Consider the following 21632-nt stretch of genomic DNA (forward strand, 5'->3'; position numbering starts at 1 on the left):
TCGGCTCAGTTGATCGCCATGTTCTCCGGGAACCAGGTGTTGTGGCTGGCTCCGCCGTCGACGTAGATGATCGAGCCGGTGGTGCCCGGCAGCCAGTCCGACAGCAGCGCCACGATCGACTTCGCCACCACCGTGGGGTCGTCGACGTCCCAGCCGATCGGCGACGCGCCGTCCCAGTAGGTGTTGAGCTGGTTGAGCTTGGCCGCGTCGTCGGTCGCGGTGCCCGCGATCGCCTTGGCGGCCAGCGTCTTGATCGGCCCTGCCGCGATGAGGTTGGAGCGAATCTTCTTGGCGGTGCCCACTTCTCGCGCGACGTACCGGTTCACCGACTCCAGCGCCGCCTTCGCCACACCCATCCAGTTGTAGTAGGGCATCGCGGTGCGCGGATCGAAGTCCATGCCGACGATCGAGCCGCCCTCGTTCATCACCGGCAGCACCGCGCGCGACAGCGATGCGTAGCTCCACGCCGAGATCTCGAACGCCTTGGCCGCGTCGGGGCCCGGACCCTCGAGGAACGGCCGGGCCTCCGGGCCCATCAGGGTGCGGGGCGCGAACGCGATCGAGTGCAGCACTCCGTCGATCCCCTCGGGAGCCAGTTCCCGCAGCTTGTCGGCGAGACCGGCGAGGTCGTCTTCGCTGGTGACGTCGAGCCCGATGGCCGGCGGGACCTCTTGGGGCAGACGCTTGGCGATCCGGTCGATCAGCCGCAGCCGCTCCGGGATGCCGGTGATGATCACCTTCGCGCCCTGCTCCTGCGCGACGGCCGCCGCGCGGAACGCGATCGACGCATCGGTGATGATGCCCGTGACCAGGATGGTCTTGCCTTCGAGCAGTCCGCCCATGAGTTCTCGGTTCTCCTGAAATTCGAATGTGGGGTTGGCTGCGGGCGGCCGTGACCGGCCGCGCTACGCGTTCGGAATGGTCAGTGGCCCATGCCCATGCCGCCGTCGACGGGGATCACCGCGCCGGAGACGTAGGCGGAATCCTCGGAGGCGAGGAAGCTGACGACAGCCGCGATGTCTTCCGGCTGGCCGAGCCGCTGCAGGGGGATGAACTTCTTGGCCATGTCGCGCATCTCGTCGGGCAGGTCGGCGGTCATGTCGGTCTCGATGAAACCCGGGGCGACGACATTCGCGGTGATCGAGCGCGAGCCGAGCTCACGCGTGATCGAGCGGGCCAGGCCGATCACACCGGCCTTGGAGGAGGCGTAGTTGATCTGGCCGGCTTGCCCGCTCATGCCGACCACGGAGCCGAGGAAGATCATCCGGCCCCAGCGCCCACGCAACATGGCACGGTTGGCCCGCTTGGCACACCGGAACGCGCCGGTCAGGTTGGCGTCGAGCACCTTGGTGAACTGCTCCTCGGTCATCCGCATGAGCAGTGTGTCGTCGGTGATGCCCGCGTTGGCCACGAGCACCTCGACCGGGCCCTGATGCGCCTCCACCTCGGTGAAGGCGGCGTCCACCGACTCACTGTCGGTCACATCGCATTTCACACCGAACAAGCCGTCCGGCACCCCCGACCCACGATGCGTGACAGCCACCTTGTGACCGTCGGCAAGCAGACGCTGCGCGACCGCGAGTCCGATGCCGCGGTTACCGCCGGTCACCAGGACCGACCGGGATGTGAGGTTCGACATGGGGTTCAACCTACCTGGTCGGACCGATCGCTCACGAGCGGGCTGCCCCCTCTGTCGAACCGACACCGACGTGCCGGACCATTGGTGAAACGCCACAACGACACCACGACTCGGCGCACGAACGCCGACCGGCCGGGACCGCCCCGAGGGGAGGCCACCGGCCGGGCGATGGTCCTGCGCGATAGGTACCGCTACGGCAGCCGCTGGCGATACAACAGACCGGTGATGACGCCCGTCGCGATCACCAGCAGTCCGAGCAACAGCCACGGGCGGCTGGCGTCGCCTCTGGTCAGCTCGTACCCGATCTGCTGCTCCAAGGTGTCGTAGACCTTGGTCAGCTCCTGCAGCGACGAGGCGGTGTAGAACTCCCCGCCGGACAGCCGTGCGAGCTCGCGCATGGCGTCGTCGTCCACCGCGACGCGCACCCGGTCCTTGCTGCCGTCTTCCCGTGGGATCTCCACTTCGCCCCAGCTGGTGCCGAACGAGATCGTCGAGATGGGGACGTTCTTGGTCTTGGCCAGCCGGGCCGCGACGTACTCGTGGCGCGGATTGTCGACGTCCTCGAACGCCGGAACCGTCTGCTTTCCGTCCGACATCAGCACGATGCGCGCCGGCGGCGGCTCCTGCGCACCGCCGAGCACCGTCGCGAGCGTCTCGATCGCCTGCAGCGCGGTGAGGATGCCTTCACCCGTCGCCGTGCGCTCGGCCAGTCGGACGTTGTCGATCGAGGCCTTCACGCCCTCGTGATTGGTCGTCGGCGACACCATCACCGAGGCGGTGCCGGCGAAGGTGACGAAACCGATGTTCACGCCCTCGGGCAGACCGTCGACGAACTCCTTGGCCGCCTTCTTGGCGACCTGGATGCGGCTCGGGGCGACGTCGGTCGCCTCCATCGACAGCGACACGTCCATCACCAGCATGACGGTCGCGCGGTTGCGCGGCACCTTCTTGACCGCGGTCGGTCCCGCGGCGGCGACGGTGAGGAACACCAGACCGACCAGCAGGAGCGCGACCGCAACGTGGCGGAACGGGCTCGGGCGCGACGGAGCGACCTTCTCCAGCAGCTCCATGTTGGTGAACTTCAACATGTGCTTGCGCCGGTTGCGCTGGACCAGCACGTAGCCGAGCGCGATCAGCGCGATGACGGCGAGGAATCCGAGCCAGATCTGTGCGGTGAAATGCGAAATACTCACTGACGTGGCACCCGCCCGGTCGGGGCGCCGAAGCTGTGGCGCCGGGTGGACACGAACCGGACCACGTCGGCGATCCAGTCCCGATCGGTTCGCAAGGTGAGCACCGGAGCGCCGCAACTACGCAGGGCCTGTTCGACCTGCTGACGGTGGCGCTGCGCGGCGGCCGCGAAATCGGCGCGCAGAGTGGAGGTCACGCTGAACTCGCGGGTGCGCCCGGTCTCCGGATCGTGCAGCACGACGTCGCCCATGTCGGGCAGCGACAGGTCGCGCGGGTCGAGCACCTCGACCGCGAGCAGATCGTGCCTGGCCGAGATCGCGCGCAGCGAACGCTGCCAATCGATGTCACCCAGGAAATCGCTGATGATCACCGCGAGTCCGCGCTTGCGCTGCGGGCGGCGCAGCGACTCGATGCCGCCGCGCAGGTCGCCGCGCACACCGTCGCGCGCGTGCGGGGTGGTCGCGATGCCGCGCAGCAGCGACTGCGCGTGCACGCGCCCGCCGCGCGCGGGGATACGGGTCAACCGTTCGCCGGTGGCGACGACCGCGCCGATCCGGTTGCCGCCGCCGCTGGTCAGGTGGGTGATCGCGGCCGCAGCGGCAATGGCCAGATCCCGCTTCTGGCAGGCGGCGGTGCCGAAGTCGAGACTGGCCGACAGATCCACCACCATCCAGGTTTCCAGTTCCCGGTCGGCGATCATCTGCCGCACGTGCGGATGGGTGGTGCGGGCGGTGACCGACCAATCCATCTGGCGCACGTCGTCGCCCGGCTGGTAGGCGCGCGCCTCGCCCGGCTCGGAGCCGGGTCCGGGGATCAGACCGAGGTGATCGCCGTGCAGCACGCCGTCGAGCCTTCGGCGCACGGTGAGTTCGAGGGTCTTCAGCGCGACGGTGAGCCTGGGGTCGGTCAGCTCCCCCGCGTGGAAGGACGGCGGTGCGTGGGACGGCGACATCGGCACTGGTGCGACCGGATCCGAGGCCGAGGTCACTTCGGCGGGAGGGTGCCCGCGGGCTGCGACTGCTGCCCGTTAGGCGGCTGGGGAACGGCCTGCTGTTGCGGCGACGGCGGCTGCGGAACCTGTTGCGGCGCGCCCTGCGCCGGGGCGGCGGGCACGCCGGGCGCGACGGCCTGCGGGGCGACCTGCGGCAGGCCGACGGTCTGCAGAACGCGCCTGATGACGTCCTCCGGGCTGATCTCGTCGGCGAGCGCGTCGTAGGACAGCACCAGGCGGTGGCGCAGCACGTCCGGGATCACCTCGACAACGTCCTGCGGCACCACGTAGTCACGGCCGCGGATCAGCGCGACCGCACGGGCCGCGGCGATGATGCCGAGGCTGGCGCGCGGCGAGGCGCCGTAGGAGATCCAGCCGGCCACGTCCTGCATGCCGAACTCGGCCGGTTTGCGGGTCGCGGCGATCACCCGGACCACGTAGTCGACGAGAGCGTGGTGCACGAAGGTGTTGGCCGCGACCTTCTGCAAGCGGATCAGATCCTCCGGCTGCAGGATGCGGCTCGCCTCCGGCGGGGTGACGCCCATCCGATAGATGATCTCGCGCTCCTCCTCCACCGAGGGGTAGTCGACGACCACCTTGAACAGGAAGCGGTCGCGCTGCGCCTCGGGCAGCGGGTACACGCCCTCGCTCTCGATCGGGTTCTGCGTCGCCATGACCAGGAACGGGTCCGGCATCGGGTAGGTCTTGCCGCCGATCGAGACGTGCCGTTCGGCCATCACCTCGAGCAGCGCCGACTGCACCTTGGCGGGCGCGCGGTTGATCTCGTCGGCGAGCACGAAGTTCGCGACGACCGGGCCGAGCTCGGTGTCGAACTCCTCGCGGCCCTGCCGGTAGATGCGGGTACCGATCAGGTCGGTGGGCACCAGGTCCGGCGTGAACTGCACCCGGGCGAACGAGCCGCCGACCACCTTGGCGAAGGTCTCCACGGCGAGGGTCTTCGCGATGCCGGGAACGCCTTCGAGCAGGACGTGACCACGCGCGAGTACGCCGACGAGCAAGCGTTCGACCAGGCGATCCTGGCCCACGATCACCCGCTTGACCTCATAGATCGCCTTCTCCAGGGTCTGGACGTCACGCTCGAGGGTGCTGGGCGTGGAGACCGGCGCATCCTTCGCCGAGTTCGCTCCGCTCACACCGTCCGTCGAAGTCACCAACATCCCCGCTTTCGCCTTGGTCCTGTGCGTGCTGCCACAACTATTCCAGGTAATCGCGGCCGGTGCCGCAACCGGACCCGACAGAATGGGAATTCGACGGTCCCGCGCCCCGGCTGGGCACCCGGAATGTCCGCCGATCAGGAGACGATGCGCACCGCGAACGGCATGATGCCGCCCTCACGGACCGGGGACACCTTGACCACGTCGCCGCTTTCCGGGGCCTCGACCATCTGCCCGTCGCCCAGATACAACGCCACGTGCTGGCTGCCGTTCGGTCCCCAGAACAACATGTCGCCGCGCTCGCGGTCGCCGACCGGCACTCGCGTGCCCGCGTTGTACTGGTAGCCGCTGTAGTGCGGCAGCGCGACCCCGATGCCCGCGAACGCGTAGACCATCAAGCCGGAGCAGTCGAAGCCCACTTTGGTGTAGTCGCCGTGGCTGTCGGCGACGCCGCCGTCGCGGATCCCGAGAGTCGGGCCGTCTTCGTCGCCCCCGCCCCAGGCATAGGTGACGCCCAGCTGCGACATGGCGCGATCGACCACGATCTCGATTGCCGACGAGCCCCCGACCGGGGGCGATTTCGGCCGGGGCATGCTGCGCCGCGGCGGCGGCGTGTCCTCCAGCTGGGTGTGCGGGCGTTTGCCTGCGCCCAGTTCCGCGGCGCGGTCGAGGGCGGCGCGGTCGGCGGCCGCGCGGGCCGCGGCCGCGGCGGCAGCTGCCCGCACCGCGGCCTCCTCCGCCTTGCGCATCGCGTCCCAGGCCAGGAAGGCGTCGCGCTGACCCTGCAGACCCGCCACGTTCTGCCGCGCCTGATCCAGTCGGCCCTGCGCGTCCTGACGCTGCCGCAGCAGGTCGTCGCGCTGGGCGGCCTGCCGGTCGAGTTCGGCTTCGGCCGCGGCGACGGCGTGCTCGGCGTCGGTCTTGCGCGCGGCGGCCGTGGCGGCGGCCGCATCGGCGTCCGCCTTCGCCCGCCGGGCGGTGGAGTTCTTGTTGCCCTGGTCTATCTGGGCGCGCCGCAGGCTGTCCAGCACCTGCTGACGGTTCTTGGAGACCGATTCCAACAGCTGGGCCCGATCCAGCGCGACCGCAGGCGTGGCCGCCGCGAGGTAGGTGACCATCGAGTCGGAGCCGGGGCGGGTGTAGACCTGGGTGGCGAACTGATCGAAATTGCGGCGCGCCTGACCCACCCTGACCGCGGCGTCGGCCAGGGCCAGCTGGGTGTCGACCACCACGGCGGCGGCCGCGTCGGCGGCGTCACGCGCGGCCTGCAGATCCACCAACGCCCTGTTGACGTCTTCCCGGCGCTGCGCGACGGCGTCGTCGAGCCGCCCCAGCTCGTGGTCGGCCACGGCGACCTGGTTGATCAGGGTGCCGATCTCGGCGACCCCGGCGTCGACCTGTGCGCCCGCCTGCGCGATCTGGGCGTCGCTGGGATTTGGCGGAGGCGGCGGAACAGCAGCGACCGGCCCGGTCGTGACCACGACGGCGACCAAGCTCAGCAATCCCACAGCGATCGATAGTCGGCGCCGGTGGGTCAGCCCGCCGATGTTGCGCATCACACCTCCAAGGGACCGGATTCCGGCAATCCTCTACGGCATCAGGCGAACCATCACGCACTGTGGTCGACAGATGGCCTCTGGAAACACATATTCCCCATCAGGGACCATTCGAACCGTACGACACTTACGTCACCGACGAAACGGCATCCGACACCCGGGCGCGCGGCATTCTCCGTTTGCTTGAAATTTGCTAGATGCGGCATAGATTTACAGGCCGCATAACAGACCAACCGCCCCGGAAGTTGGCTGCCCGGATACCACCGGCCCGTTCACCCCCCAGGTGGGGTGCCGTGCGTCTTCGCATCGAGCGAAGGCGCGCCCCCTCACCCCAGGCGTCAGGACGCGGCGCGGCTACGGCATCCGCGCGGCCTCGAGAACCGACTCGGCCGAAGCGACTCACCCGAGTGGCGTCGCGCGACCTCAGAGAGTGCGGGCGTCGGACGATTCCCCCTCCGAGGCACGCCGATCACTACCCGTACGCATCGAACCCGCGTCGTCCCCCGCACGCCGGGTCTTGACCCAGTACAACCCCGCGATGACCGCCACCGTCCCACCCAGCAGCGCGCAGGTGATCGCGGTCCAGGACATCGACTCCGGCGTCTCCAAGCGGGCCGCGAAAATACTTGCGGCTTCTCCGCTCCGTCCCTGCGTGCCCTTGGCGGCGTCCTCCGCCCATTCCAGCCGCACGCGGCTGATCGAGTCGCTGTAGGTGCCGACCCAGTCGTCGCTGAAGACGACCACGGTGCCGTGCTGCGTCTTGCCCACCTCGGTGGCCAGGTCGCGTAGGCTCGAGTCGTGTCCTGGATTGCCGGGGACTACCACTATGCTCAACGGAATTCCCTGCGAGCGTGCCTCCGCGGCGATGGCCGCCAGTTCCGCTTTGTTCTTCCCGGTCAGCGTAGCGACGTGATCGTCGGCCAGATCGGCGTTGAGCGAGCGCACGGTGTCGGTGGTGACATTCGGCGGCAATTCGGCGGCCATGGGGGTGAAAACCGAGTTGTGCGGGGCGGTCATCTTCCATCCGGTCTGTCGAGCCGCATCGGCAACCGAAGCGACGGGCATCCAACACTGCAGGGCGAGCAAGACCCCCCTTGCTGGCTCGAAAGCACAGTACGCGACGGAGTGTCGCATCCCGCGCGCACGGCACGCCGAACCGCCCCCTGGTGTTTCACAGGACAAGCGTACTGTTAAGGTCGTAGGCGCGAGGAACCGGCGCTCGAGCGGCGCCGGAGCACCTCCGAAGACTCGGCCGCCGGCACAGCCCCGCCGGTGGCCGCCCTCACAGACGAGTGGAGCTGACGTGACGACAAGTATCGATACTTTCGGCGCCAAGGGCACCCTCGAGGTGGGAAGCAACTCCTACGAGATCTTCCGCCTCAACGCCGTGCCCGGCACCGAGAAACTCCCGTACGCACTGAAGGTCCTCGCGGAGAACCTCCTCCGCACCGAGGACGGCGCCAACATCACCGCCGATCACATTCGCGCCATCGCGAGCTGGGATCCCTCGGCGCAGCCGAACACCGAGATCCAGTTCACGCCCGCCCGCGTCATCATGCAGGACTTCACCGGCGTGCCGTGCATCGTCGACCTGGCCACGATGCGCGAGGCCGTGGCCACCCTGGGCGGCGACCCGGACAAGGTGAACCCGCTCGCCCCCGCCGAGATGGTCATCGACCACTCCGTCATCATCGACGTCTTCGGCCGCGCCGACGCCTTCGAGCGCAACGTCGACATCGAGTACCAGCGCAACGGCGAGCGTTACCAGTTCCTGCGCTGGGGCCAGACCGCGTTCGACGACTTCAAGGTCGTCCCGCCCAGCACCGGCATCGTGCACCAGGTCAACATCGAGCACCTGGCCCGCGTCGTCATGGTCCGCAACGGCCAGGCCTACCCCGACACCTGTGTCGGCACCGACTCGCACACCACCATGGTCAACGGCCTCGGCGTGCTCGGCTGGGGCGTCGGCGGCATCGAGGCCGAGGCGGCCATGCTGGGCCAGCCCGTCTCGATGCTGATCCCGCGCGTCGTCGGCTTCAAGCTGACCGGCGAGATCCAGCCGGGCGTGACCGCGACCGACGTGGTGCTCACCGTCACCGACATGCTGCGCAAGCACGGCGTGGTCGGCAAGTTCGTCGAGTTCTACGGCAAGGGCGTAGCCGAGGTGCCGCTGGCCAACCGCGCCACCCTGGGCAACATGAGCCCCGAATTCGGTTCCACCGCGGCGATTTTCCCGATCGACGACGTGACCGTCGACTACCTGCGCCTGACCGGCCGCTCCGACGAGCAGGTCGCGCTGGTCGAGGCCTACGCCAAGGAGCAGGGCCTCTGGCACGATCCCGACACCGAGCCCGCCTACTCCGAGTACCTCGAGCTGGACCTGAGCACCGTGGTGCCGTCCATCGCGGGCCCGAAGCGCCCGCAGGACCGGATCCTGTTGTCGGAGTCGAAGATCGCGTTCCGCAAGGACATCCACAACTACACCAGTGACGCGGAGAGCGGCCCCGCGGCCGACACCCCGCACAGCAAGCTGGACGAGGCCGTCGAGGAATCCTTCCCGGCGAGCGACCCGGCGGTGCTGTCGTTCGCCGACGACGGCGCCGAGTCGCTGGTGTCGGCCGCCAACGGCGCAGAGGGCCGTCCGTCCAAGCCGGTGACGGTGCGCAGCGAGGAGTACGGCGACTTCGTGCTCGATCACGGCGCCGTCGTGGTGGCCTCGATCACCTCCTGCACCAACACCTCCAACCCGTCGGTCATGCTCGGCGCGGCCCTGCTCGCCCGCAACGCGGTGGAGAAGGGCTTGGCCCGCAAGCCGTGGGTGAAGACGTCCATGGCGCCGGGTTCGCAGGTCGTCAACGGCTACTACGAGAAGGCCGGTCTGTGGCCGTACCTGGACAAGCTGGGCTTCAACCTGGTCGCGTTCGGCTGCGCCACCTGCATCGGCAACACCGGGCCGCTGCCGGAGGAGATCTCCAAGGCGGTCAACGACAACGACCTCACCGTCACCGCGGTGCTGTCGGGCAACCGTAACTTCGAAGGCCGTATCTCCCCCGACGTGAAGATGAACTACCTGGCCTCCCCGCCGCTGGTCATCGCCTACGCGCTCGCGGGAACCATGGACTTCGACTTCGAGAACGACCCGCTGGGCAAGGACACCGAGGGCAACGACGTCTTCCTGAAGGACATCTGGCCGTCGCCGCAGGAGATCCAGGACACCATCGACCGGGTCATCAGCCGCGACATGTTCCTCGAGGACTACAAGGACGTGTTCCGGGGCGACGAGCGCTGGCGCAGCCTGCCCACGCCGGAGGGCAAGACCTTCGAGTGGGACGCCGAGTCGACCTACGTGCGCAAGCCTCCGTACTTCGAGGGCATGCCGCAGACCCCGGAGCCGGTCACCGACATCAAGGGCGCCCGGGTGCTCGCGCTGCTCGGCGACTCGGTCACCACCGACCACATCTCCCCGGCGGGCAACATCAAGCCCGGCACCCCGGCCGCCCAGTACCTGGAGGCCAACGGCGTCGAGCGCAAGGACTACAACTCCTACGGCTCGCGCCGCGGCAACCACGAGGTGATGATCCGCGGCACCTTCGCCAACATCCGGCTGCGCAACCAGCTGCTCGACGACGTCTCGGGTGGTTACACCCGCGACTTCACCCAGCCCGGTGGCCCGCAGGCGTTCATCTACGACGCCTCGCAGAACTACCAGGCCGCCGGCATTCCGCTGGTCGTGCTCGGTGGCAACGAGTACGGTTCGGGATCCTCGCGCGACTGGGCCGCCAAGGGCACCAGCCTGCTGGGCGTGAAGGCCGTCATCACCGAGTCGTTCGAGCGCATCCACCGCTCCAACCTCATCGGCATGGGCGTCATCCCGCTGCAGTTCCCGGCGGGCGAGTCGGCCGCGTCGCTGAAGCTGGACGGCACCGAGACCTTCGACATCGAGGGCATCACCCAGCTCAACGAGGGTGTCACCCCGAAGACGCTGAAGGTCACCGCCACCAAGGAGAACGGTGACAAGATCACCTTCGACGCGGTGGTGCGGATCGACACCCCCGGTGAGGCGGACTACTACCGCAACGGCGGCATCCTGCAGTACGTGCTGCGCAACATGATCGGTGCTTGATCGCGCCACCTTCGGCGGCGCGCGTCCGCGCCGCTGAGGTCTAGTGTTCGCGAGAACCCCCGCATCGGTGGACCGCCGATGCGGGGGTCCGTGTTTCCCCACTGGAGGATTCCGTGCCCAAGGTCAGTGACGATCACCTCGCCGCCCGGCGCAGCCAGATTCTCGACGGAGCACGCCGTTGCTTCGCCGAGTACGGCTACGACGGCGCCACGGTGCGCCGCCTCGAGGAGGAGATCGGGCTATCCAGGGGCGCCATTTTCCACCACTTCCGCGACAAGGACGCGCTGTTCTTCGCCCTCGCTCAGGAGGACGCCGAACGCATGGCCGACGTCGCGGCCAACCAGGGCATCGTGCAGGTGATGCGCGACATGCTCGCGCACCCGGAGCAGTTCAACTGGCTCGGTACGCGTCTGGAGATCGCGCGACGGCTGCGCACCGATCCCGAGTTCCGCGCGGGCTGGACGCAGCGTTCGGCCGAACTCACCGCCGCCACCCTGGCCCGCCTGGAACGCCGCAAGGCCGCGGGCGCGCTGCGCGACGACGTGCCCACCGATGTCCTGCTCGGCTACCTGGACCTGGTCCTCGACGGACTCATCGCCCGGATCGCCTCCGGGCACACCAACGAGAACCTCTCGGCCGTGCTGGATTTGGTCGAGGCCTCGGTCCGTCGCAAGCAGTGAGTCAGAACGTCGCGTTGATGTACTCCGCCGCGTGGGTGGTCCACAGGACGTCCGTTCCGGGCATGTTCCGTCCGGAATAGCGCACGTGCTGCCCGTCGGGCCACGGGGTCAGATAGCCGATGACACCGCGTACCGCGGCGGTGTAGCGCGCGAGGTTCGCGATCGGGTCGCGCAGCAGGACTTCGAGTAGTTCGGCGAAGATCAGCGGCGCGACGTCGCCGACGCGGGCGCCTTCCACGAAGGAGAACGGCGAGATGCCCACGTCGATGACGCGCAACGGCGAATTGCCCGGTGACGCGGTGATGATGTCGCCGGGGTTGGCGTACTCGCGGACCGCCACCGAGGCCGGCCACGCGCCCCGCTGCCCGTGCAAGCCGAATGTGTTCGCGGGGCAGAGATTCGCCACCGACTGCCCGGCGCGGCGCAGGGGGTTGGCGAGGTTCACCACGAAGGCGATTTCCAGCGGGGTGCCGTCGGTGTTCTTGTACTTCCCGGACTGGACACCCTCCAGGATGCGGCTGGCGCAGATGCCGCCGAGCGAATAACTCAGCAGACCGCAGACGTTCGGCGAGTCCTGGATCGCCTGCACCCCTGCGGCGACTCCGAGCCGTACCGAGGTCTCCAGCGAAGGCCCCCACGCCTCCGGTACGGGGCCGACCGAAGCGGGCCAATCCGGTTCGAAGCAGCTGAACCTGCTGGTGTCGAGTAGTTTCGTGACGTCGTGCAGCATGCCCGCGGGCGTTCCGCCGGAGTTGCGCGGCTCGCCGGTGCCGCGGAGCGTGATGATGTCGATCATCGTGTCCTCCTTGCACAACCGCGCCGACCCCTTCGGCACGGAATCTCAAGGTAGACCCGAAGGAGGCGCGCTGACACGAGTATCGGGCTACCTCACCGGGGCATGAGTTCTCCCATGTAGAGCGCGATTCGGCACGAAGACGGATGCGGGAGCTATCGCGATTACGCGTCCGGTTCCATGCTGCTCAGCAGGATTCGCGCGATGCGGTCCAGTTCCCGGCGTTCGCTCGCGGTGAGCACCGAAAGCAGCCGGGTCTCGTTCGCGGTGTGCTCGGTGACCACGGTGTCGACCAGTTCGCGCCCCGGTTCGGTCAGGGCGACGCGCACCGCCCGCCGGTCGTGCGCGTCGGCCACGCGCCGCACCAGGCCCGCCGACTCCAGGCGATCCAGCCGTCCGGTCATGCCCGCACGCGACAGCATCAACGTGTCGGCGAGGGCCGAGGGGTTGAGCTCGAACGGCTCGCCCGAACGGCGTAGCGCGGCAAGCACATCGAACTCGCCGCGTTGCAAGCCGTGCTTGCCGAACACCGCTTCGATCTCCCGCTGGGCCACCACCAGCAGCCGGCCCAGCCGGCCGACCACGGCCATCGCCTCGAGATCGAGGTCGGGTCGTTCCCGTTCCCACTGCGCCACGATCGCGTCCACGGCGTCGGTCTTCCGCTCGGTCATGGACAAGATTCTATTCGGCAAGATATAGTTTGTTAGCGAATTATCAACCATCGAATTAATGGAGCCTGCCATGAGCACTCCCACTGCCCGCAAGGACGTCGCGATCCGCCAGCCGCAGGACGCGGAGACTCTGCGCACCACGTCGGTCACCCTGCGCCTGCTGATCGACGCCGAGGAGGCGGGCGGCGGCCTGAGCACACTCGAGGTCAGCATGGATCGCGGCGCGGACGGCGCGGCGCCGCACTACCACACGCGTTCCGACGAGCTCTTCTACGTCGCCGACGGGGAGCTGCAACTGCTGGCCGGCGACCGGATCGTCACCGTCGGCGCGGGCGGGTCGATCGTTGTCCCGAAATTCATGCCGCACGCTTTCGGCGCCGCGGCCGGCAGCACGGCGCGCGTCCTCATCGCGCTCACCCCGGGCGTGCAGCGATTCGAGTACTTCCGGCTGCTGGAGCGGATCGCCGCGGGAGAATCCACTATGGCCGAGCTCGCCGCCGCGCAGGAAGAGTTCGACAACCACTTCGTCGACGCTCCCGCCTGGTGGGCGGAGCGCAACGCGAACCGGGGCTGACTTTCGGCGAAGCTCGGATCCTCGTGCGCGCAACCGGATTCGGGCAAGCCGATCATGACGCGGTGGAAGACGTGCGCTGTCGTGCGCACCAGGTCGCCACGACCCACCGAGCTGCGCGAATGTACAGATGCACAGCCGCCAATATCGGGCTATGGACACCGTCTGCGCACCGCGTGCGATTAGCTCCTTGATTGCGATGGAGGTATTTCCAGCCTACCGGAAAACTTTCGGCGCTCGCCCCTTTTGGATCGGAATTCGGTTTGCCACGGGCTGGGAAATCTCGCGATCCGAGCCGATAGCGCCCCTCATCGCGATATGATCGCTCACACGCTCGGGGGTCGTGGCAAATCGTGAGCAGATCGGAGAAACGGCTATGACCGACGCAATCCACCCTCCCGGTTCGACGCCGAAGGCTGACCGTGTTCCTCCGCTCCAGGGTTTGCTGGTGGGGGAATCCGACCGGCAGATCAGCGTGCGCGTCGCCGAGGGAACGTGGACCTTCAGTCGGTCCGATGTGCTGCGCGTGATCGATTCCGCGGCACCGCACGCCGATCAGGACGGCCGCCCGGTGCTGGTGGACATCCGCGCCGGCGCCACCGCCGATTTCACCCGCAGGCTGCGCATCGATCTGGTCGATCGGCCGATGACCATTCCGGAGTCACCGTCGGCGGCGCTCGGCGACGAGCAGCTGCGTCAGCTCACCGAAACCTGGGCCGACCGGCTGCAACTCGTCGATTGCCCGGGCGCGGGCGGAGCGACGTACACCTACTGCCAGACCAAATCGATCAACGGCAGCGACGACGGCATCAACTGCGACAGCCTCGACTGAGCGGCAGGTCGATGGCCGCACGCCGGCGCGGTTCGGTCCTGATCGTGTCCGAATCCGATGATCTACACGCCACCGCGATGGCGGCGACCCTGCGAGAACACCACGGGCTCGGCCCGATCCACCTCGACTTGCGGGATTTCCCCCGGGAGTCCGGCAGCTTCCGGCTGGATCGGCTCGGCACCACGCGGTCGCTGTCGCACCTGATCGGTCTCGACGATGTCCGGTCGGTGTGGTGGCGACGACCGCACCCGGCGCGGGTGCCCGCGAGTGTCCGCGCCTCGGACAACGATTTTCGCCAGGCCGAGTGCGACGGATTCATCCAGGGCCTGCTCTGGTCCATCCCGGCCTACTGGGTCAACGACCCGGGCGCCGACCGCACCGCGGCACGCAAGATCGTGCAACTGGAGACGGCGTTGCGGGCCGGGTTCGCGGTACCGGAGACGTTGATCACCAATGATCCGGACGAGGCGCGCAGCTTCGTCGAATCCCGGCCCGGCCCCGTCGTTTACAAGCGCACGGGCACCAGCCGGGCGGAGTTCGCCGAGACCAGGATCATCTCCAAGGACGATTTCGGCAGACTGGCTGCGATCCGTTCGGCTCCGACCACCTTCCAGGACTACGTCGACGCCACCTGCGATCTGCGCGTGGTGTGGGTCGACGGGGTCGAATGGACCGTGCGCATCGACTCGCAGGCGGGCGTCGGCAAGGTCGACTCGCGCCTGGACACCTCGGTCGATTTCGTGCCCGACCATCTGCCCGCCTCGGTGAGCAAGTCGCTGGCCACGCTGATGGGCGCGCTCGGATTGTCCTTCGGCGTCCTCGACATTCGGCTCGGCCGCGACGGCGAGTACTACTTCCTCGAGGTCAATCCACAGGGCCAGTTCGCCTACCTGGAGATCAAAACCGGACTGCCGATCTTTCGCAGCCTGGCCAACCTGCTGGTGGACGGCGACGGCATGGTGGCGGGCTACTGAGCGCAACCGCCCATCGCGCGCCGCAGCCAGCCGAAACCCTGGTAGCCGAGAGGCATTCACCGCCTCGAGGCCGCACATCTACCGCGCCCGCCCGGGCACGCGCCGACACCGTCACCGGCCTGCCGGGGTTGCTCTTGCGCCCGCGACCCCGGGCAGAGTCCGCGCCGACCCGCGGGTGGCGGCGATGGCGGTTCCGCAGGAAACGACGGCGGACCATCGTCCACGACAGCGGGCTCCGCACCGCGAGGCCGCTTCCGTCGGCCACCGGTGTGCACCGTGCGACGGTTGCTCGCGGCGCAAAATCCGCTCGCCGTGACGGCGCTATTGCCCCTTGCGGCGATTGGCTCCACCCCTGCTGCGGAGCTGCACATGCGACTCCACCAGCACGTTGTGGATGAAGCCGTAGGAGCGGCCGGTGGACCGCGCCAAGGACCGGATGCTCGCACCCGCCTCGTATTGCTTCTTCAGCTGGGTTTGTAGGCGGTCGCGTGACTTCCCGGTGACGCGTGTGCCCTTACCCAATGGGGCCTTGCTCTGTGGCCTGTCGCTCATGGCTTCCTCCGAGTCGCCGAGCAGCGTCTTTCCAGGCTAAGCACTCAGCAGGCCGTGATCAACGGGTTCCTGTGATGAAACTCACGCAAGCTGAATAAGTTCCAGATATTCGGCCGACCAGTGGTCTTCTGTCCCGTCCGGAAGCAGGATCACGCGTTCCGGAGACAGCGCCTCCGCTGCGCCGGGGTCGTGGGTCACCAGCACCACCGCGCCCGCGTAAGTGCGCAGGGCGTCGAGCACCTGCTCCCGCGACACCGGGTCGAGGTTGTTCGTCGGCTCGTCCAGCAGCAGCACGTTCGCCGCCGAGGAGACCAGTCCGGCCAGCGCGAGCCGGGTCTTCTCACCACCCGACAGGGTGCCCGCCGGCTGCTCGAGCTGCGGACCGGAGAACATGAAGGCGCCGAGCAGACCGCGCAGATCCTGCTCGCCCGCGTCCGGCGCGGCGTGGCGGATGTTCTCCCACACGGTGGCGTTGTCGTCCAGGGTGTCGTGCTCCTGAGCGAAGTAGCCGACCTTCAGGCCGTGCCCCGGCACCAGCCCGCCCGCCGTCGGCTGCTCGACGCCGGCCAGCAGGCGCAGCAGTGTCGTCTTGCCCGCGCCGTTGAGTCCGAGGACGACCACCCGGCTGCCGCGGTCGATCGCGAGGTCGACGCCGGTGAAGATCTCCAACGAGCCGTAGACCTTGGTCAGGTTCTCGGCCATCAGGGGAGTCTTGCCGCAGGCAGCGGGCTCGGGGAACTTGATCCGGGCGACTTTGTCGGCGACGCGCACGTCGTCGAGCTCGGCCAGCAGGCGATCGGCGCGCTTGGCCATGTTCTGCGCCGCAGTCGCTTTGGTGGCCTTCGCGCCGAGCTTGGCCGCTTGGGCGCGCAGCGCACTGGCCTTCTTCTCGGCGTTCGCGCGTTCACGGCGCCTGCGCTGCTCGTCGGTCGCGCGCGCGTCGAGGTACTTCTTCCAGCCCATGTTGTAGACGTCGGCCTCGCCGCGCACCGCGTCCAGGAACCACACCTTGTTCACCACGTCGGCGAGCAGGTCGACGTCGTGGCTGATGACGATCAGTCCGCCGTCGTGATTCTGCAGGAAGCCACGCAGCCAGGTGATCGAGTCGGCGTCGAGATGGTTGGTCGGCTCGTCCAGCAGCAGGATGGTGTCGGAGCGCCCGCCACTGCCGTCGGAAGCGGCGAACAGGATGCGCGCCAATTCGATTCGGCGCCGCTGACCACCGGAGAGGGTGCGCAACGGCTGGCCGAGGACCCGGTCGGGCAGGCCGAGGCTGTGGCAGATGCGCGCGGCCTCGCTCTCGGCGACGTAGCCGCCCAGCGCCGAGAAGCGCTCCTCGAGCCTGCCGTACTTGCGGACGGCCTTCTCGCGCTCCTTGTCGTCGGCGACCTCGGCCATCAGCGCCTGCTGCTTCTCCATCTCCCGGATCAGCGTGTCCAAGCCGCGGGCGGACAGCACCCGGTCGCGAGCCAGCACGTCCAGATTGCCCTCGCGCGGATCCTGCGGCAGGTAACCGATGTCGCTGGAGCGAAGGATCTTCCCGGCGTACGGCTCACCCTCACCGGCCAGGATGCGCAGCGTGGTGGTCTTCCCCGCGCCGTTGCGCCCGACCAGCCCGATCCGGTCGCCCGCCTGCACCCGCAGCGCCGGTCCCGGAGCGGACAGCAGGGTGCGGACTCCGGCCCGGACCTCCAGGTCGGTCGCGGTGATCACAAACTTCTCCTCGCGGATCGTGGTGCTGGACGCGTGCTCGATTGTGCGACCCGACGCGCACAAGAACCACCGATTTTACCTGGGGCCGGTGGTGCTGCCCCATCCCAGCTCCCCGCATGTGACGGCGGTAACGGCACGTCCGATCGGCTGCGCTAGCGTGCGATGCCATGAGTACCGATCTATTGGGCAAGAGCGCTCTGGTCACGGGGGCCAGCCGTGGCATCGGCAAGGCGGTCGCGGCGGAATTGCTCGGCCGCGGCGCGAACGTGCTGATCACCGCGCGGAAGAAGGATCCGCTGGAGGAGGCCGCCGCCCAGCTGCGCGAACTGGGTCACCAGGGCCAGGTCGTCGCCCTGGCCGGCAACTCGGGTGTCGCCGAGGATCGGGCGGCCGCGGTCGAGCGCGCGGTCACGGAGTTCGGTTCGCTGGACGTGCTGATCAACAACACCGGCATCAACCCGGTCTACGGCGCCCTGATGGACGCCGACCTGGACGCGGTGCGCAAGATCTTCGACGTGAACGTGGTCGCGGCTCTCGGCTACATCCAGGAGGCGTACAAGGCGTGGATGCGCGACCACGGCGGCGCCGTGGTCAACGTGGCCAGTGTGGCGGGCATCCGCTCGACCGGCGTGATCGCCGCCTACGGCGCGTCGAAGTCGGCGCTGATTCATCTCACCGGCGAACTCGCCTGGCAGCTGGGGCCGAAGATCCGGGTGAACGCGGTCGCCCCCGGCGTGATCAAGACCAAGTTCGCCGACGCGCTGTACTCGGCAGACGAGGACCGCGCCGCGAGCGTGTATCCGATGAAGCGGTTGGGCAGCCCGGAGGATGTGGCGCGCCTGATCGGATTCCTGGTTTCGGACGAGGCTGCGTGGATCACCGGCGAGACGGTGCGCGTGGACGGCGGATTGCTCTCCACCGGCGGTATCTGACCGGCGACGAGCGGCGCTACCGGAACGCCAGCGCGCCGAGCGTGTCGGCGTGCCGGTAGCGCAGGTATTTCTCCACGGTCGCAGCGTCGACCGCGCCGGTGGCCGTCGCCAGCGTCACCACCACGAATTCCTTCTCGCTGCCGTCCTTCCACTTCCCGGTCGCGTAGCCCTTGATGTACGTGCCGGGACGCAGGGTGAGGTCCGCGTCGGTGAACCGGTCTTTCGCCGCGGCCGCCTTGCCCTGGTCGGCCATGCCGAGGACGAACTGAGTGAGCATGAGCGCGCCGCCCTCGGCGCGATACACCAGCTCCGCCGCGTAGACGCAGCCGAGACCGGTGAGCTTGCCCGCCGCTTCGATCGGATGGCAATCGGCGTGATCACGGCCGTCGACCCAGTCGGCGTGTAACTCGACGCGATCGAACCGGAAGTCCCAGTCCTTCGCGTATTCCGTGTAGCTCAGTCTTCCCGACGAAGGGCGCGTACCGCCAGGCGTGGGTCGCGTGCTCGTGACGCCACCCGCGCGGGTGGTCGCCTCGGCGGACGTGGCCGCGGCCTTGGCGTGCCCCGGCACACGCGAATGCGCCGACACGCCGATTACGACCGCCGCCAGCACGGCGACCACGCCGACCGCCAGCGCGACGATCACGCCGGCTCCGCGCTCGGGCGGCGGAGGCATGGGCGGCGCCTCCCACGCCTGCAGGGGGTACGCGCTCGGCGGGGACATGCTTCCCCAGTCCGGCGCGGGCCGCGCCTCGTCCGATTTCCCGTAATCCGCTCGGCCGCTGCCGAATCCGGAACCGGACGGGTAGGTCATCGCGGTCGCCCTCCACACTCCACGCAGCCGTCCCACCCGGTGTGGGCCTCCCCGGAAGTGCCGGAACGACCCTACCGGATCGGGCGCGTACGGTCGGTGCCCTCAGAGCCGCGCGGGCTGAAGCCAGTCCTCCCGTCCCGCGACCGCGGTAGCGGCAGGCTCCTCTTCGATGCCGAAGCGCTGGTGCAGTGCGCGCAACGGGCCGGGCGCGTACCAGTTCCAGTGGCCGAGCAATTCCATCGCCGCGGGCAGCAGGAAGCCACGCACGAGCGTCGCGTCCACCAGGACGGCGAGCGGCAGCCCGATGCCGAACGCCTTCATGAACGTGATGTCGGAGGCCAGGAAGCCGAGGAAGACCAGCGAGATCAGGACCGCCGCGGCCGTGACGATCCGGCCGATGCGCTCCAGCCCGGAGGTGACGGCCAGCGCGTTGGATCGGGTGCGCTGGTACTCCTCACGAATGCGTGCCAGCAGGAACACCTGATAGTCCATGGCGAGACCGAACGCGACGCCGAACAGCATGACCGGAACCGTCGGCGGCAAGTCGCCGGTGACGGTGAAACCGAGCAGCCCGGACAGGTGCCCGTCCTGGAAGATCCAGACCAGCGCACCGAAGGTCGCGGTGAGGCTCAGGAAGCTGAGCACGACCGCCAGCAGCGGGAGCACGACGCTGCCGGTGAGCAGGAACAAGACCACCACCATGATCAGCACGACGAAGGCCAGCGCGTACGGCAGCGCCGAGATCACCGAGCCGATCGCGTCCGCGTTGGCCGCGGCCACGCCGCCGACCAGCACCGGCGACGCGGCGGGCGTCGCGCGCACGTCATCGGCGATCCGGTCCAGCACCGTGGGGTCGGTGGTGTCCGGGACCACCGCGAGATAGGCGGCGTTCGCGGCGCGGAAGCGGCCGTTGGCCTCGGTGGGCGCGGCGAGCAGCCCGCCGTGGCTGTAACTGCCGGTGGCGGTGTCGACCCGGCGGACGTCCTCGATCTCGGACAGTTCCCGGGCGTAGGCGTCCAATCCGGCCGCGCTGTAGGCGCTTTCCGGCAGTACTGCGAACAGCCCGTTCTGCTCGGTGGCCGAGAAGTCGCGCTGAATGGTCTCGGTGACCTGGCGATTGTTCATCGACTCCGGCAGCGACCGCTCGTCGGGGAAGCCGAGTTGGACGCCGAGGAACGGCGCGCCCAGCACGAGCAGCAGGGCGGTCACCGCCAGGCCGATGGGCACCGGCCGCATCATCACGAACCGCGCCAGGCGGTGCCAGGCGCCCTCGCCGGGCGCGGGACGGGCGGCGCGCAGGAACCACCACAATTGGCCGTTGTCGATCTTGGTGCCGAGCAGGAACAGGATCGCGGGCAGCACGGTCAGCGACACCGTCGCGGCGATCACCGCGACGGCCAGACCCGCGTAACCCATCGACCGCACGGCCAGCAGCGGGAAGAACAGCAGCCCCGACAGGGCGACCGCGACGGTGACGGCGGAGAACAGGACGGTCCGGCCCGCCGAGCGCATGGTCGCGGCCACCGCGGCGCCCGGCTGCTGACCGGCGACCAGTTCGTCGCGGTAGCGGCTGATGATCAGCAGGCTGTAGTCGATCGCCAGGCCGAGCCCGAGCAGGGTGGCGACGTTGGTGGCGGTGGCGGCGAGATCGGTGACGCTCGCGATCAGCCACAGCGCGCCCATCGTGATCATCACCGTGATCATCGCGACCACCAGCGGCAGGCTGGCCGCGACCAGGCCACCGAAGACCAGCAGCAGGGCGACCAGCGTGATCGGAAAGGCGATGGATTCGCCGAGCACGACGTCCTTCTCGCTCTGCTGCACCGTCTCGTGCAGCAGCATCGCGTAGCCGCCGACCCGCACCTCGAGCGGGCCGTGCGTGCCGCCGAACCGGTCGGCGAGGTCGCCCACCCGCTTGTCCACCTCGGCCTCCTCGCCGAGGATGCTGGCCACGATCAGCCCCTTGGTGCCGTCGGTGCTGCGCAGCGCGGGCGATTTGTCGGTCCAGTAGGACGTGACGCCCGCGACGCCGGTCTGCGACTTCAGCTCGGTGGCGAGGTTCGTCGCCGCGGTGGCCGCGGCGTCGTCGTCGACCGAGCGGCGAGTCTGCACCAGCAGCACGAAGTTCGGGGTGGCCTCGCCGAAGGTGTCGCGCAGCACCGCGGCCGCCCGGCTCGATTCGCTGTCGGGGTCGATGTAGCCGCCGCCCTGCACTTTGTCGAACAGCGTCGCGCTCAGCGTGCCCATCGCCAGTGCGAGCACCACGAACACGGCGAGGATCCACCGGCTGCGCCGCCTGGTCAGTTCGAACACTCCGTCTACCCCTAACTCGTTCCGGTCGTGCCGCTTTCGCTCTCGGACGCCAGCGGTCGCCGGTCGGCAACCTGCCCGGCGCGCCATCCGCGGCGCACCGGGTGCGCCGACA

Annotated in this window: 19 protein-coding genes; 6 read left to right on the plus strand and 13 right to left on the minus strand. The window is 68.8% G+C overall.

What is annotated here, in order from left to right:
* Nucleotides 1-5: 5 nt before the first annotated feature.
* The 7 genes from inhA to GVY64_RS00360 all read right to left on the minus strand — a co-directional run bounded on the left by inhA (nucleotide 6) and on the right by GVY64_RS00360 (nucleotide 7569).
* Complete coding sequence (gene inhA, locus GVY64_RS00330) at nucleotides 6-842, minus strand: NADH-dependent enoyl-ACP reductase InhA (protein ID WP_159837549.1); 837 nt, start codon at nucleotides 840-842, stop codon at nucleotides 6-8.
* 80 nt (nucleotides 843-922) lie between these two features.
* Nucleotides 923-1639 (minus strand): 3-oxoacyl-ACP reductase FabG1, encoded by a 717-nt coding sequence (fabG1, locus tag GVY64_RS00335; protein WP_159837551.1) that lies wholly within the window; start codon nucleotides 1637-1639, stop codon nucleotides 923-925.
* A gap of 191 nt (nucleotides 1640-1830) precedes the next feature.
* The gene (locus tag GVY64_RS00340) at nucleotides 1831-2832 is read right to left on the minus strand and encodes a VWA domain-containing protein (protein ID WP_159837553.1); all 1002 of its coding nucleotides are present in this window, start codon (nucleotides 2830-2832) and stop codon (nucleotides 1831-1833) included.
* Nucleotides 2829-3782 carry a DUF58 domain-containing protein gene (locus GVY64_RS00345; RefSeq protein ID WP_159838222.1) on the minus strand — a complete coding sequence of 318 codons (954 nt, stop codon included), beginning with the start codon at nucleotides 3780-3782 and terminating at the stop codon, nucleotides 2829-2831. Before GVY64_RS00345 ends, GVY64_RS00340 begins: the two co-directional genes overlap by 4 nt.
* 32 nt (nucleotides 3783-3814) lie before the next feature.
* Nucleotides 3815-4999 (minus strand): AAA family ATPase, encoded by a 1185-nt coding sequence (locus GVY64_RS00350; RefSeq protein WP_159837555.1) that lies wholly within the window; start codon nucleotides 4997-4999, stop codon nucleotides 3815-3817.
* Between the two features lie 134 nt (nucleotides 5000-5133).
* Nucleotides 5134-6552 carry an NlpC/P60 family protein gene (locus GVY64_RS00355; RefSeq protein WP_159837557.1) on the minus strand — a complete coding sequence of 473 codons (1419 nt, stop codon included), beginning with the start codon at nucleotides 6550-6552 and terminating at the stop codon, nucleotides 5134-5136.
* 423 nt (nucleotides 6553-6975) lie between these two features.
* Nucleotides 6976-7569, minus strand: a complete 594-nt coding sequence (locus GVY64_RS00360; protein WP_236566509.1) for an Rv1476 family membrane protein — start codon at nucleotides 7567-7569, stop codon at nucleotides 6976-6978.
* 286 nt (nucleotides 7570-7855) lie between these two features.
* Between GVY64_RS00360 and GVY64_RS00365 the strand changes: the two genes are divergently transcribed.
* Together GVY64_RS00365 and GVY64_RS00370 are read left to right on the plus strand one after the other, a co-directional pair.
* Nucleotides 7856-10675 (plus strand): aconitate hydratase, encoded by a 2820-nt coding sequence (locus GVY64_RS00365; protein ID WP_159837559.1) that lies wholly within the window; start codon nucleotides 7856-7858, stop codon nucleotides 10673-10675.
* Nucleotides 10676-10788: 113 nt separating this feature from the next.
* Nucleotides 10789-11355: a TetR/AcrR family transcriptional regulator gene (locus GVY64_RS00370; protein WP_067801764.1), complete on the plus strand. Its 567-nt coding sequence runs from the start codon at nucleotides 10789-10791 to the stop codon at nucleotides 11353-11355.
* Between the two features lies 1 nt (nucleotide 11356).
* Here GVY64_RS00370 and GVY64_RS00375 read toward each other — a convergent pair whose 3' ends face one another.
* Both GVY64_RS00375 and GVY64_RS00380 read right to left on the minus strand, forming a co-directional pair.
* Nucleotides 11357-12151 (minus strand): hypothetical protein, encoded by a 795-nt coding sequence (locus tag GVY64_RS00375; protein WP_159837561.1) that lies wholly within the window; start codon nucleotides 12149-12151, stop codon nucleotides 11357-11359.
* A 161-nt stretch (nucleotides 12152-12312) separates the two neighbouring features.
* Nucleotides 12313-12819 carry a MarR family winged helix-turn-helix transcriptional regulator gene (locus GVY64_RS00380; RefSeq protein ID WP_201297844.1) on the minus strand — a complete coding sequence of 169 codons (507 nt, stop codon included), beginning with the start codon at nucleotides 12817-12819 and terminating at the stop codon, nucleotides 12313-12315.
* Between the two features lie 70 nt (nucleotides 12820-12889).
* On the opposite strand from GVY64_RS00380, the gene GVY64_RS00385 reads away from it, so the two are divergent.
* From GVY64_RS00385 to GVY64_RS00395, 3 genes are all read left to right on the plus strand, one after another.
* On the plus strand, nucleotides 12890-13393 hold the full coding sequence (locus GVY64_RS00385; RefSeq protein WP_159837563.1) for a cupin domain-containing protein: 504 nt from the start codon (nucleotides 12890-12892) through the stop codon (nucleotides 13391-13393).
* Between the two features lie 445 nt (nucleotides 13394-13838).
* Complete coding sequence (locus GVY64_RS00390; protein ID WP_236566510.1) at nucleotides 13839-14222, plus strand: hypothetical protein; 384 nt, start codon at nucleotides 13839-13841, stop codon at nucleotides 14220-14222.
* Nucleotides 14223-14266: 44 nt separating this feature from the next.
* Complete coding sequence (locus GVY64_RS00395) at nucleotides 14267-15196, plus strand: hypothetical protein (protein ID WP_236566511.1); 930 nt, start codon at nucleotides 14267-14269, stop codon at nucleotides 15194-15196.
* A gap of 321 nt (nucleotides 15197-15517) precedes the next feature.
* Here the strand turns inward: GVY64_RS00395 and GVY64_RS00400 are convergent, their stop codons facing one another.
* Nucleotides 15518-15748 (minus strand): helix-turn-helix domain-containing protein, encoded by a 231-nt coding sequence (locus GVY64_RS00400; RefSeq protein ID WP_159837569.1) that lies wholly within the window; start codon nucleotides 15746-15748, stop codon nucleotides 15518-15520.
* Between the two features lie 81 nt (nucleotides 15749-15829).
* On the minus strand, nucleotides 15830-17461 hold the full coding sequence (locus GVY64_RS00405) for an ABC-F family ATP-binding cassette domain-containing protein (protein WP_159837571.1): 1632 nt from the start codon (nucleotides 17459-17461) through the stop codon (nucleotides 15830-15832).
* Between the two features lie 167 nt (nucleotides 17462-17628).
* Between GVY64_RS00405 and GVY64_RS00410 the strand changes: the two genes are divergently transcribed.
* On the plus strand, nucleotides 17629-18393 hold the full coding sequence (locus GVY64_RS00410; RefSeq protein ID WP_159837573.1) for an SDR family oxidoreductase: 765 nt from the start codon (nucleotides 17629-17631) through the stop codon (nucleotides 18391-18393).
* A 16-nt stretch (nucleotides 18394-18409) separates the two neighbouring features.
* Here the strand turns inward: GVY64_RS00410 and GVY64_RS00415 are convergent, their stop codons facing one another.
* Both GVY64_RS00415 and GVY64_RS00420 read right to left on the minus strand, forming a co-directional pair.
* Nucleotides 18410-19207, minus strand: a complete 798-nt coding sequence (locus tag GVY64_RS00415; protein ID WP_159837575.1) for a hypothetical protein — start codon at nucleotides 19205-19207, stop codon at nucleotides 18410-18412.
* A 102-nt stretch (nucleotides 19208-19309) separates the two neighbouring features.
* Nucleotides 19310-21520, minus strand: a complete 2211-nt coding sequence (locus GVY64_RS00420) for an MMPL family transporter (protein WP_159837577.1) — start codon at nucleotides 21518-21520, stop codon at nucleotides 19310-19312.
* Nucleotides 21521-21632 lie beyond the last annotated feature (112 nt).

The sequence above is a fragment of the Nocardia sp. CY41 genome, assembly GCF_009829325.1.
Classification (GTDB): domain Bacteria; phylum Actinomycetota; class Actinomycetes; order Mycobacteriales; family Mycobacteriaceae; genus Nocardia.

Bases quoted from the DNA above. Each gene is read 5' to 3' on its own strand.
- GVY64_RS00350 (WP_159837555.1), bottom strand. From the start codon at position 4,999: ATGTTGGTGACTTCGACGGACGGTGTGAGCGGAGCGAACTCGGCGAAG.
- GVY64_RS00345 (WP_159838222.1), bottom strand. From the start codon at position 3,782: ATGTCGCCGTCCCACGCACCGCCGTCCTTCCACGCGGGGGAGCTGACC.
- GVY64_RS00410 (WP_159837573.1), top strand. From the start codon at position 17,629: ATGAGTACCGATCTATTGGGCAAGAGCGCTCTGGTCACGGGGGCCAGC.
- GVY64_RS00380 (WP_201297844.1), bottom strand. From the start codon at position 12,819: ATGACCGAGCGGAAGACCGACGCCGTGGACGCGATCGTGGCGCAGTGG.
- GVY64_RS00375 (WP_159837561.1), bottom strand. From the start codon at position 12,151: ATGATCGACATCATCACGCTCCGCGGCACCGGCGAGCCGCGCAACTCC.
- GVY64_RS00385 (WP_159837563.1), top strand. From the start codon at position 12,890: ATGAGCACTCCCACTGCCCGCAAGGACGTCGCGATCCGCCAGCCGCAG.
- fabG1 (WP_159837551.1), bottom strand. From the start codon at position 1,639: ATGTCGAACCTCACATCCCGGTCGGTCCTGGTGACCGGCGGTAACCGC.
- GVY64_RS00400 (WP_159837569.1), bottom strand. From the start codon at position 15,748: ATGAGCGACAGGCCACAGAGCAAGGCCCCATTGGGTAAGGGCACACGC.
- GVY64_RS00415 (WP_159837575.1), bottom strand. From the start codon at position 19,207: ATGACCTACCCGTCCGGTTCCGGATTCGGCAGCGGCCGAGCGGATTAC.
- inhA (WP_159837549.1), bottom strand. From the start codon at position 842: ATGGGCGGACTGCTCGAAGGCAAGACCATCCTGGTCACGGGCATCATC.
- GVY64_RS00360 (WP_236566509.1), bottom strand. From the start codon at position 7,569: ATGACCGCCCCGCACAACTCGGTTTTCACCCCCATGGCCGCCGAATTG.
- GVY64_RS00355 (WP_159837557.1), bottom strand. From the start codon at position 6,552: ATGCGCAACATCGGCGGGCTGACCCACCGGCGCCGACTATCGATCGCT.